This is a genomic window from Aequorivita lipolytica (assembly GCF_007997135.1).
GTDB classification, from domain to species: Bacteria; Bacteroidota; Bacteroidia; order Flavobacteriales; family Flavobacteriaceae; genus Aequorivita; species Aequorivita lipolytica.
The window spans coordinates 1-12,201 of the sequence record NZ_VORU01000012.1 but is presented as its reverse complement, the minus strand read 5'-3'; the positions used below and the strand labels follow the sequence as shown (position 1 = coordinate 12,201).

General features: G+C 34.8%; 13 protein-coding genes and 1 tRNA gene. 11 read left to right on the top strand and 3 right to left on the bottom strand.

Annotated features, from left to right (window positions below; genetic code table 11):
• Positions 1–3 precede the first annotated feature (3 nt).
• Together ESV24_RS12570 and ESV24_RS12565 are read right to left on the bottom strand one after the other, a co-directional pair.
• Positions 4–1,044 carry a TIGR04086 family membrane protein gene (locus ESV24_RS12570; RefSeq protein WP_111816778.1) on the bottom strand — a complete coding sequence of 347 codons (1,041 nt, stop codon included), beginning with the start codon at positions 1,042–1,044 and terminating at the stop codon, positions 4–6.
• Positions 1,045–1,107: 63 nt separating this feature from the next.
• Entirely contained in the window at positions 1,108–1,563 is a 456-nt protein-coding gene (locus ESV24_RS12565; RefSeq protein ID WP_111816779.1) for a ferritin-like domain-containing protein, read from the bottom strand.
• 440 nt (positions 1,564–2,003) lie between these two features.
• Here ESV24_RS12565 and gntA point away from each other — a divergent pair, with 440 nt between their 5' ends.
• From gntA to ESV24_RS12520, 9 genes are all read left to right on the top strand, one after another.
• Positions 2,004–2,669: a guanitoxin biosynthesis heme-dependent pre-guanitoxin N-hydroxylase GntA gene (gntA, locus tag ESV24_RS12560; RefSeq protein WP_111816780.1), complete on the top strand. Its 666-nt coding sequence runs from the start codon at positions 2,004–2,006 to the stop codon at positions 2,667–2,669.
• Positions 2,670–2,935: 266 nt separating this feature from the next.
• Positions 2,936–3,523, top strand: a complete 588-nt coding sequence (locus ESV24_RS12555; protein ID WP_111816781.1) for a DUF1989 domain-containing protein — start codon at positions 2,936–2,938, stop codon at positions 3,521–3,523.
• 106 nt (positions 3,524–3,629) lie between these two features.
• On the top strand, positions 3,630–4,154 hold the full coding sequence (locus ESV24_RS12550) for a DUF421 domain-containing protein (protein WP_111816782.1): 525 nt from the start codon (positions 3,630–3,632) through the stop codon (positions 4,152–4,154).
• A gap of 18 nt (positions 4,155–4,172) precedes the next feature.
• Positions 4,173–4,613, top strand: coding sequence for a hypothetical protein (locus tag ESV24_RS12545; RefSeq protein WP_111816783.1), 441 nt, complete (start codon positions 4,173–4,175; stop codon positions 4,611–4,613).
• A 159-nt stretch (positions 4,614–4,772) separates the two neighbouring features.
• Positions 4,773–5,258: a YciE/YciF ferroxidase family protein gene (locus tag ESV24_RS12540; RefSeq protein ID WP_111816784.1), complete on the top strand. Its 486-nt coding sequence runs from the start codon at positions 4,773–4,775 to the stop codon at positions 5,256–5,258.
• A gap of 395 nt (positions 5,259–5,653) precedes the next feature.
• Positions 5,654–6,196 carry a hypothetical protein gene (locus ESV24_RS12535; RefSeq protein ID WP_111816785.1) on the top strand — a complete coding sequence of 181 codons (543 nt, stop codon included), beginning with the start codon at positions 5,654–5,656 and terminating at the stop codon, positions 6,194–6,196.
• Between the two features lie 381 nt (positions 6,197–6,577).
• Positions 6,578–6,775: a hypothetical protein gene (locus tag ESV24_RS12530; RefSeq protein ID WP_146743178.1), complete on the top strand. Its 198-nt coding sequence runs from the start codon at positions 6,578–6,580 to the stop codon at positions 6,773–6,775.
• 120 nt (positions 6,776–6,895) lie between these two features.
• Positions 6,896–7,549, top strand: a complete 654-nt coding sequence (locus ESV24_RS12525; protein ID WP_146743179.1) for a hypothetical protein — start codon at positions 6,896–6,898, stop codon at positions 7,547–7,549.
• Complete coding sequence (locus tag ESV24_RS12520; RefSeq protein ID WP_146743180.1) at positions 7,477–8,181, top strand: hypothetical protein; 705 nt, start codon at positions 7,477–7,479, stop codon at positions 8,179–8,181. The genes ESV24_RS12525 and ESV24_RS12520 overlap by 73 nt, the downstream gene beginning before the upstream one ends.
• 742 nt (positions 8,182–8,923) lie before the next feature.
• On the opposite strand, the gene ESV24_RS12515 is transcribed toward ESV24_RS12520, so the two are convergent.
• A tRNA-OTHER gene (locus ESV24_RS12515) sits at positions 8,924–8,987 on the bottom strand.
• Positions 8,988–9,575: 588 nt separating this feature from the next.
• On the opposite strand from ESV24_RS12515, the gene ESV24_RS12505 reads away from it, so the two are divergent.
• Together ESV24_RS12505 and ESV24_RS15380 are read left to right on the top strand one after the other, a co-directional pair.
• Entirely contained in the window at positions 9,576–10,712 is a 1,137-nt protein-coding gene (locus ESV24_RS12505; RefSeq protein WP_111816790.1) for a tyrosine-type recombinase/integrase, read from the top strand.
• Between the two features lie 728 nt (positions 10,713–11,440).
• Entirely contained in the window at positions 11,441–11,938 is a 498-nt protein-coding gene (locus ESV24_RS15380; protein WP_146743181.1) for a hypothetical protein, read from the top strand.
• Positions 11,939–12,201: the final 263 nt, after the last annotated feature.

Sequence of the window (12,201 nt, the reverse complement as noted above, 5' to 3'; positions counted from 1 at the left end):
ATTTTACGATTGACTGTCTTCCATCATATCTTCTCTATGCTCTTCATCTACAGTGAGTATGGGAGAACCTGTTGCTCCTCCACCAAATGCGGCACCTGCGCCTAAAAGAAGTAAGAAAAATGCAATGATTGAAAATTTACCTACAGCATCTGCTGTTTTATCTGCGGCTTCAATAGCTTCTCGTTTAACCTCGGCATAATACTGCTCAGCTTTATCTACAGCTTTATTGATTTTACGATCCCATTTTTCAATAACACCGTTTATTTCAGCCTCGCTTAATTCAGTGTTCTGAGCAAGATAATCTTTAATTTTTTCACGATTTAGTAGATTATCTGCGCTTCCAGCAGAAATGGATAAATCTCCATTTTCGTCAAGATCCACAGTTAGTTCATTAAAAAACTCATCTATATTTTCATCTAAATTTAGATCGTTTAGAAACTGTTGACTCTCTCGTTGCGTTTGGTTAAGCGTAGATCTAACTTCTTCAGAAGCATCATTAGGTAAGATATTATATTTTTCAGCTTTATTGATTAACTGAAATGCCTCACGCTTTAACTGGTCTAAAGAAAATGTAGTATCATCTTGCCCTTTATCTTGGGCAGATTTTAATTCTTGCGCAATATTCTTGCCCGTAGAATCACTAAAAATGGCTTGAGTGGTATTAGCAAGACCGTTAAAAATACTGCCGATGGTAGAAGTTACGAAGAATATTGAAAGTAGGGTATATAAGGCCCACGCTAAAAAGCCGTGTAAACCACCATCTGAATTTGAAGGGAGCCCAGACATTCTTCCTGCCACCATTCCTCCAATAAAAAGAGCCGCTACATTTGCGATTGCCCACCATACAATGGTTCCAGTTCCTAAACCGTCAAACGGATTATTCTCTGTCATGGGATCTATTGTGGTTAATCCGATACCAAATCCTAGAAGATTTAATAAAAATAGGACCACTAATGCCGTTAATGCACCAGCAAAAACAGCACCCCAAGAAATTCGGGAAAATTTGTTTTTGTCATTAATAATTTCAATGTACTGATTTCTCATAATTTTAGAATTATTGGTTAATAAAAAATACCGATTTTTTCAAAATACGGTTACTGTTAATTTTTAATGTAAATCTTCTAGACGTGAAACTCTTTCTAAAGTAGATTTGATGTTATGTAATTGCTCTCGGATTGTATTGCTTACTTCTGTTGATGTTGAAGGATAGTCCTCCAAAAACTCTTGATATTCTTCAACACTTGCTTTATCACCGCGAATGCACTCTTCTAGAATCGACTCATCATCATCCATGGAAAGTGCTGCTTTACCATCTATCCAGGTTCTATGTAGGGAACCTGTAACACTTCCGGTCGTGTCTACGTCGAAGTCGGGATTATACATCATTAAACTTCCTGTTAGTTTTTTTGCGAAAGCTTGGCGCTCGCTTGCTTGTTGAATGAGATAATCTCTTAGATGTTTACTTTCCGCATTTTCTGAAGCTTTTTTAAAACCTTTATAGGCATCATTGTTTTTTTCAATCAATGCATTAATCTTTTCCGAAATTTCTTCTGTCTGTTTCATATTTTTAGTTGATTATTTTTTTTCATTTTATCGAAATATTGAATTGTTAAATCCTAATTGTTATTCGACATTAAAAATTTATTATTATGATCTACTCCATTTATTTCTCTGGGTTTCGAAAAGGGATTTTTAAGAATTCCACAAAAACATTTTTTAGTAGTCATAATTAAATTATGAAAATTCATTTCTTTAAAATTAAGGGAATCATAAATCTATAGCTAGATATTTAAGAAAAGTTTAAATTAATTAGCACAAAAAATGTTAAAAATATTGATTTTCAATCAGTTATTATTTATTAGTGCCATTTTTAGGTGAGCGTGACCAAAATTGAAACGTGAAGAATTTTACTTGAATTATTTTGGCTTTATTTTAGTATTTAATTAAATGTTTTTAGCAAAGACGAATATTAGTTTTGAGTCTTACCATTTAAAAATTTTCTAATGAAAACTTCACCAATTCTTGACAAGCCTTCTCTTATTGCGCAGTTTAAGGATTTTATACTAAAAAAAAGCCACCCCTGTATTATGGCTCAAACTGTATTTAAAATGGATGAATATTCTATTAAGGAATACAACAGCTTGGGTTCTAAAGAAACTGCTGCTGAAATTTTAAAAGATTTAAGGAACTATATTGATAAATATGACTTTACATCAAACAATTTTGAAACATTTATAGCAATCTTCCCCAGTGAAAATTTTGAAGACGAAATAACATTCGAAAAAGCACTATGGTCACAATTGAAAACCATAAATGAGCTAGACAGCACTCCTTGGGATTCTAGTGTAGCTAATGACCCTACAAGTACCAAATTCAGTTTTAGTATCTTGGGTACGGCTTTTTATATTGTAGGATTGCATCCCAATAGCTCTCGAAAGGCTAGGCAAGCTCCATATCCCGCTTTAGTTTTCAATCTACACTTACAATTTGAGAAGTTACGGGAAATGGGAACATATCAACGTGTAAAAAATAGAATTAGAAAACGCGATATAAAATTACAGGGTTCTGTGAATCCGGTTTTAAAAGATTTTGGAGAAGCTAGTGAAGCATTACAATACAGTGGAAGAAATGTAGGAGAAAATTGGAAATGTCCTTTTCACCAGAATTAAAAATAGTATGGTTTAGAATCCTTCATTCTATGAATGGATTAAGAAGTAAATGAGTGAATTTACTGAAAATAAAAACGTTCTCGAATCTAAGATTTCCGAATGCTACTAAAAACAGAAAGCTATTAATAATACATTGCGGTTAGACGAAGATTCGGCTTCAGATTTTGATATTTTGTTTTTCGTTGGCGGTCGCGACTGATATTCAATTGAGTTCCGAATTAAATTAGCCAGCGTTACAATTAACGAAAGAAAATTTATTACAGATAATGGTTGAAAAAATAGACAAACAAAGTGGACGCGCTTTCATTCTTAAGAAAAATCAATTTCTGAAAGTTATTGATCCATTAGGTGGTCAAGTGTGCGATATGGTACTTTTTAATGCTAAAGATACTCGCGAAAAAATTTCAGCGGGAAAAACAATGGATTTTGAAGAATCTATACTAATAACGAAATCTAATTTTTTATGGAGCAATCGTTCACGAAAAATGATGGAAATAATTGAAGATACTAATGGACGGAATGATATTCTTTTGGCTCCTTGCTCTCCTGATACATTTCGAATTATGTATAACAATCCAGAATATCATCCCAGCTGTTTTGAGAATTTATACAAAAACTTAGCGTCTTTCAATATCGCACCCGATGATGTTCCAACTGCTTTCAACATATTTATGAATGTGCAATTCAATGAAAAAGGAAAATTATCTGTACTTAAGCCATTATCGAAAGCGGGTGATTTTATTCTTTTTAAACCTGAGTTCGATATGATAGTGGGTCTTACAGCTTGTTCTGCAGAAGATAGTAATGGAGGAACTTTTAAACCAATCCATTATGAAGTTTTAGACAAGTTGTAAGTTCTGTAATTCATCATTAATGAAGGTTATAATTCTCAGTTTTCAGGAATAGGATTACTATTATTGAAAAATTTTAAAATAATATAATTTCTAAATCGTCACTACAATGGAAAAATGGTTTACATCTACACCCGAATCCCTATTAGCAATTGCGCTTTCAACATTGGGAATATATATTTCTGTAATTGTTTTTACACGAATTTTTGGAAAAAGGAGCCTCTCCAAAATGTCTAGTTTCGATTTTGCTATGACCGTTGCCGTAGGTTCATTAATAGCTACAACTGCCTTGTCCCATTCAGTGAGTCTAATGGATGGAATTGTTGGTATGTTTATGGTTTATCTCTTTCAATTGGGAGCCGCATATTTTAGGAGATGGAAAATCTTTAGAAAAGCTATTGATAATAGTCCATTATTATTAATGAGCGGGAGTGAAATTTTGGAAGATAATCTACGTAAAGCGAGATTATCAAAAGGTGACTTGCGATCTAAATTGAGACAAGCCAATGTTTTGGATTTATCTGAAGTAAGAGCTGTGGTTTTTGAAACTACCGGAGATATAGTAGTTTTACATTCAACCCATTCCGAAAAAAAATTAGCTGACTGGTTAATAGAAGATGTTGATATTTCATAATTACTCATAGAAATTGTTATGGCTTTATTATCACAAATAATAACTGTTGGTCTTTTAGCTACTTTAGCTATGACCGTTTTCAGCTACGTTCTTGCATATTTTACCAATAGTAAATTTGAGGAACCGCAATTATTGAATATTTTAATAGATAGGCTTCCATTTATAAAATCAAAAATATCGAGAGAACACATTCTAGGTTGGTCGGTACACTTGTGTACTGGTTTTTTCTTTATTTTTCTATATCTTATTTTACAAGACCATTTTAATTTCGAAACTTCAATTTTATCCGGTATCCTATTAGGAATCATTGGTGGCTTAGGTGGTGTTTTTATATGGCATTTTACATTTTTGCTTCACCCAAACCCACCATCTTTAAAAAGAGTACCGTTTTATGCGCAGTTAGTAATTGCGCACGTAATATTTGGTGTCTGTGCAATATTACTTTTAAAACTTTTTTAAAGTTACTATGTTAAAAAACGATTTTTGATTTAATGACCTAATCTATATGCATTTGGATTTTAGAAATCTTAACACTTTAGGTTAAGGTTGCTATAAAATTCTTTTTTTAAAAATAAATTCAAGCTATTTTTAAGATATTAATTTCAAAAAAAGATAACTATGAAAACCTTAGAAGATTTATTCGAACATCAATTAAAAGATTTGTACAGTGCTGAGAGCCAATTAATAGAGGCCTTGCCCAAAATGGCAAAACATGCTAACGATAAAAAGTTGAAAAAAGCATTTGAGGACCATCTTGAAGAAACCAAAAAACATAAAGAGCGCCTCGAGAAGGTATGCGAAGAATTAGACATCAAACCTAATGGTGAAACTTGTAAAGCCATGAAAGGCTTAATTGCCGAAGCTGAAGGTTATATTAAAGAAGACGCTAGTGAAGAAGTTCGTGACGCAGGACTAATTGCTGAAGCACAACGTGTAGAGCATTACGAGATATCAGGTTATGGAACTGCCGTTCGCTACGCAAAAGAATTAGGCCACGATAAAATTGTAAAGCTATTACAGTCTACCCTGGACGAAGAATACGGCGCAGATGAAAAATTAAACGATATGGCTGAAGATAGGCTAAATAAGAAGGCAAAGAAATAATTCCTTATTTTTATAAAGTGAATTGTTTTGTTTCCGATTATTAATTTCAGCTAAAAAAATGCAAGGTTTATAAATCTTAGTGGCTTCACAAATTTTTGCGATGTCGAAATCTATTTAAGAGTAAGGCCGTCACTTTTGACGGCTTTTTCATTAAAAATTTCACCAACAAAAACAGAAAGTATACCTCCATGAATAATTTTTCATTAGATTCAATAAATGTAAAAGGCCAAGCTCAAAACTTATAGCTAAACCGGACCTAAAAAAGTTTTTAAAACGTGGAACCTTATTATAGTTATTGTCATAAAGTTTTTTTGTTGCAGACTATAATCATATTAATGAAGAACTATAAAATTCTCAATTAAACATTCTAACCAAGAACCATAAACCCTATAAATATGAAAAACTTTTTCACTAAACACAAACGTTCATTATACGGAGGTTTGGCAACAACTATCTTTGCTGGATTAGGAGCTTTTTTATTAGGAGATATTTCTGGATACGAAGCAAAATCTTTGATCACAAGTTCTCTAGACGGTATCAATATGTTGTGTAATACCATAGTTTTAGCTTCTGCAACTATTCTGGCACTTTTACTAACCTTGTTAGGAATAAGTAGTGGAACCGATTCACAATTTAAAAAGGCGCACTATGAGCAAGTCTTGACCATAGCTAAATTTGATACTATACTGTTTGTCGGTGCTTTGATGCTTTTTCAACTTTTTAATATTCCCATTGCCGAGTCTGATAGTCTGCCCACATCTTGGTTTGCATATATTTATTGGTCCACGCTATTCTTCTCATCCGTGCTGAGCGGATTGATGGTCACTGTGATACTTTTATTGTATTCTACAGTAATCAATATTATAGCTATAGTGGGTCTAGATGAAAATAATTCTTTGCTAAACGAAGATGAAAGCGAGGAAGATGAATCAAAATAATCGCAATGGTTTTTATTAATTAATTCCAATTAATTCTTTTCTTGTAACATCTCCTGAAAGAAAGAATTTTCGATATATTGTTATTTATTTTTTAGGAATTTTAATAATTTCATACTTAATACAATCAACAAAGTTCAATCTAAAGGTTTCGTAGTTCAATTTGAAGAAGAACAACTAATAACTAAACTACGGGAAGCAAATGTGCTAAACTATGAACAAATCTTTGCAGTTGTCCTTGAAACTTGCGGCGGAAACTCTGTATTGCTTTCGTATGAAAGCCATAACAACTTAAGTTGAAAAAATGATAATGACAATGATTGTAATCGACCTATCAACTTCACAATGTCTGCGGACGAATATTTGCTATCTAACCTAATAAAGATGAAAAACGCGCATACTATTTCCTATAAGCGTAAAAAGTACAGGGCTTTATACAAACTCGAGGCAGGGCTTGAAATTCCCATGTTCCTTTTGTCACTCGTTTGGCTTTACCTGCTTATTATAGATTTGGTAAGAGGATTGGGCGCCATTGAAGGCACTATTTTTTATATAATCTGGGGAATATTTATCTTCGAATAACTCTTAAAGCTATACCTCGCGGCAAACAAATGGTCTTATATTCAACAAAACTGGATTACGCTCCTCGCATTAGTAATACCCGCCTTTAGGGTGTTTCGGTTGTTGAACGCCATACGCATTTTGCGATCGGCCAGTTTTATTTCTTCCACAAACGTTGTACGTTCCTTAACTTCGGGAAGAAGATTTTTAGCAGCATTAAAAGAAGCAAAGGGACCGCAACCAGAGCCTGAAATGAATATCGGTATTTTAATTGAATACAGTAAAAAGGAATTGAAAGACGAATTAAAGCTGTTTGCCGAGCAGTTAATATCAGATGTTAAATCTCCATTGCAGGATGCTACTGGCATTCCGTGGAGTTTCGACATCACGGATCCATCACAGTTAGCCACTGACAAGGCCCGGAGGCCTTCAGACTTTCTGGATGATACCAGCCTGCGAATGGCCGAAGGCCCCTATGATATGATGCTGGTTATAACAGATGTAGCCCTTGCAACAGTAAGAAACAGAGTGGACGCAGGCTTTATTTCTACCGTAGCTCGTATCGCAATGATATCCACACGAAAGCTGGTGACAACAGGGAGAAAACAGCCGATGCTTTCTTTAAATGATGAATCGGTACGGTATAATGCCGCAACGTTATTATTGCACTTGGTAGGAGAGATAGTGGGGCTTAGCAATACCAATAAAGGCGTTCTAAAATTATGTCCACATACGAGTTCATACCAGATCGCAAGACGGTTCCTGCTTTCACACAAGCAGAGAAGGACCAGTTGAAAAAGGGAAATAAGCAACTGCCCGAACGGGAGTTACGAGGTGGAAGTGGGTTAGAGAGTTTTATATTTCACCTTTTAATGGCATTTCGTCATCCCAAACAACTATTCAGGCCGCTGTTGAGAAATAAGGCGATTTTGCTTCCACTGTCGCTTCCAAAGCTTGTAACCGCAGCCGTGAGTCCGTCATTTATCTTACTGTTCACTGCCGAAATATGGGATGTTGGGATCAATATGCCGAACTCTGTTGCCATTATGTTTGCGGTAATGAGTATTATGGGAGCTAGCTTTTATCTCGTTACCATCCAGTCACTTTTTTTACCGCGAAAAGAAAAAAGAATTTTGACAGAACATCTTGCCGTGGCAAATACAACTATTTATCTCAGCATATTTCTTGGATGCATAGGGCTATTCTTAATGGTCGGTTTGCTTATGTTGTTTATGGAACTTTATGTTTTCCCTTCAGATCTTATACAAACGTGGCCCACCTTAAATAAACAAGCAGTAGAATTAACCGATTTAGTACGCCTGGCTGCATTCATTAGCACTGTGGGGGTAACTACTGGTGCACTGGCGGGTGGGTTCGAAAGCCGTGCTGTTATCAGGCAACTATCACTGTTTAAAAGACCAAAATAACGTATGTTAGAATAAAGAATTATAATTGCATTTATATCAAAGCTTAGATATGCGGCGGATAATGAGTACTGATCGGGGGAGAAGATGCCAAGAATTACGGAACATAAAACAACAAAATTGCCTCATAAATGATTAACTGAATTAGTTTAAAATTTAATGAAGTTTATTTGTGGTTCCTGCAATTGGATTGTGACTGGAAAACCTGCTGCTCGGTGAACATGACATGATTTTCCTTTTCATGATTTTTATTCGTGCGTTCGTCAGGTTTCTGATAATACAGCTTGGTCTAAGGATGTTGGGAAAGTGAAGTGTTAATCAGTTAAGTGTTTTGAACCGTTTATATTATATCATATCCTAAAATTCGAAAAACCCTGCTAATTATAAATTAGCAGGGTTTTATTGTAAAATAGTAATCCTTTTTGTGACCTGGCTGGGGCTCGAACCCAGGACCACCTCCTTAAAAGGGACAAGTCACAAGTTTTAGTAATCGTAATTACCTAACCTACAGCTGATTATATTTTACGAAACACCCAAAAAGACCTTCATTCGAAATGGTATGTTTGTTAGTGTTGAATCGCCTGTTTTCCAATCTTTTGGGTTTACGGATGGGGTTCTCATTGAGCACCTGTTTGGTAGTATAATTTTCTTTGCCATATTATTAACTGTATTATTAACTGCACTTTTGATTTTTTTATGTATGAAATCGTCCGTATGTCAATGTGGGATTGGCTTCCCGAGGTTGTGGTCGCAGAAGGATTCGAACCTTCGACCGTCTGCTTAGAAGGCAGATGCTCCTCACAAACTATCTTAATGCTTGTGGGATCAAATGACTTTTATTAAGAAGTCAGATCGATTTTTACATGGATAAATCCTTTTAATTTTCGGTGTGCTAGGTGAGAGGAATTATATCTTGCGTACGATCAGAATCTCATCGTCTGAAAATTCCATCCATGCTAGATCATAGATATAGTGGAACATTTTGTTTTTTGAGTTTATATGAAAATGGGTATGGTACTTAAAACGGAAGCCTTTCTTTTCTAGTAAGTTTCTATATATTTTTATCTGTTTTTTATTCTTTCCCAATTCCTCCAAAAGAATGGCATAATTGCGTTTTAGATAACCGTTAATTTCTATTGCAGCAATCTTTGAAGCATAGCGAAGTTTTTTATGATACAGATTTTTGCATTGGCTAGAACAGAAAATCTTATCTGATCGTCCCTTGATAGACTTTTCACATATTTTACATTTATGTTCCATACAAACCTTTGTTATACTTACAAATATACGTATCCGTTTCTAACGGTTAAATACGTTTATAGTCGTTTACAAGCATTTACTATACTATTTGAATAGTTCTTCTTTCTAAATTTGAGTAAACCTATAAATCGTCATTAATGGAAAGGAAGGATAAAACTCATGTTATAATGTATATTCCCCAAGCTAAAGCTGGCCGAATCAAGCTCTTCATCCCTTACGAAATGATTAAGGAGCGAGAGGCTTTTAAAAAGCTCAACAGTACTTATTACCATTTCCATCAGAAGCTGTGGAGCATTGTCAATACTACAGAAAATATAAAAAAAATCGAATTGCTTTTTGGCGCAAAACTATGTAAAGAAGCCTCGAAAACCTCTACTGTTATTCCACAGGTGGAAATTTCGGAAACAATACAGAGCGAACTAGATCGCAACCACCAGAAAATGATTCTAAAAGGCTTTAGCCAGGCAACTATCCGTAATTACCAAAGCAATTTGATACAGTTTTTCCAATATTTTGAAGCTGTTGAATTTCGTGAAGTAACCAAAGAACAGATAGAAGGGTTTGTATATTATTTAATTAGCAAGTATAAAATAAGTGAACAAAAGCAAAACCAATTGATAAACGCCATCAAATGCTATTACGAGCACACTTTGGGAATGCCACGGGAATATTACAACATCACCCGACCCAAAAAGAGCAAGGATCTTCCAGATGTCTTGAGCAAGGAAGAGGTGGCTGCTATTTTAAATTATCCGCGCAACATAAAACATAAGGCTATATTGCATGTACTTTATGCTGCTGGCCTAAGAGTAGGCGAAGTAGTGCGTTTGCGGGTTGCCGACGTGCGAAGTGATGATGGTTATCTTTTTATAAAAGACAGCAAAGGAAAGAAAGATAGGCATTGTACCCTTAGCCCTTTGCTTTTGGATGTTTTACGGGAATACTATCGACAGTTCAAGCCAAGTTATTGGTTATTTGAGGGTCAAGATGGTGGCCAGTACACCACTCAGAGCATACAGCGCGTATATCGCAAAGCTGTAAAGGAAACAAAAAGTAATCCTTGGAGCACCCCGCACACTTTACGACATAGTTATGCCACCCATCTTATGGAACACGGTGTAAACATCCGCTATATTCAAAGTTCTATGGGGCATTCCAGCACCAAAACAACGGAAGTCTACACACGGGTATTAAGCATAAACAGTAAAACTTTAACAAGTCCTTTGGATACTTTATATGAATCAACTAGATTTGTGAAGGACAAACCGAAATAACATGGTGTACAAGTGCGATATATACGTCACTCCCATGTTATATATACACATGTTATCTTGCATTTAACAAAAATCGTGCTGAAATTCAAGACATTACGCATAGAAATACCAAAAATAAACTGAAACTGAAATAGAAATTTAAAAAATCATTACGCCGAAATTATCACTCATACGAATAATTTAATTTCCCCGCTTTCCAATGTTAAGTTGCAGCACGGGAGACATTGAGCTTGCCGCAAGGCAATTGCAAATTATTTTAAAAGCATTACGCCGAAATTTACTCTTACGGAATAATAACGCGGAAATTAAATCGAAATTTTTTTTGGTTTATAAGTGCAAAACCGAAACTTTGTGTTTCCCGACCAAATTAGATTTATCCGAAAAAATATTTAAAAACTGAATGCGGAAAACCGGAATGGAATCTAAATGGAAATTATTAAATTAGAATTTTAAAAAACAATACGACGGAATTTATAAGATCGTCGAAAAACAAAAATTGCGGATAGATAAAAACGCAAGATAACACCGTGTATAGACCATTGCTGGGTCTGTGCTTTATTTGGAATATTATGGAAATGCCCAAAAGTTTGTTTATATTTGGATTGGTTCGTGTATGAAACACGCAACGGTCCATACACATAAACGTTGTGCATAATGTAAACCAACATTCTGCAAGCGAGAAAAATCCTTCTGAATTAAAAGCGGACTAACTAAAACTAAACCGAAATTTGAAAAGAACTGAAATTTATTGGCTAATTGGAACAATCGTGTTTGTATTGATTATGAATTTTGTTGTTTTTGGGACTGACGGATTTAAATCGGACTCAAATGTTGACATTAATATTCACGACACATATTTTGTTATAGCGAACATTCATTTTGTCCTACTATTTTCAGTTCTAATTTTATTCGGCGTTTATCTCTTCCGAACATTAAAACGGAATTTTAAAAATTTGACGGCAAATTTAATTCTAATGATTTCTACAATTCTCCTGATATTAGTTTTAATCGGAATTGATTCAATAGTAGACGCTCTAATCCGACAAACCTCAAGTTGGACAATTTATCCGCCTTTAAGTGCTGGACAAAGTATTCCTGAAATTGAACCGAAAGAAAATAATCTTGAAATTTTATCGAGCGCTTTGTTTTTAATCCAAATAATATCGTTGATTTTCTTAACTTATTGCGGATTTAAAACTGGACGAAATTATAAACAAAACGGATAGAAAAACACTATGCACAACACCGTGTATAAACCATTGCTGGGTCTGTCCTCATCTGGAAAATTCTTGGGAATTTTCCAGCGCAGTTTTGTATCTTTAATGGCTCGTGCTTTAACACGCAACGGTCCATACACATAAACGTTAACGGCAAGTTGGCTTAAGTAAATGTTGGCGCAGCAGAACCCAAAAGGACCTTTGAAAAATGGGGCTCGTGCTTTTCAGCGAAAATGAAAACACGGTTTTTGGGCGGGGAATCCCAAAATCCC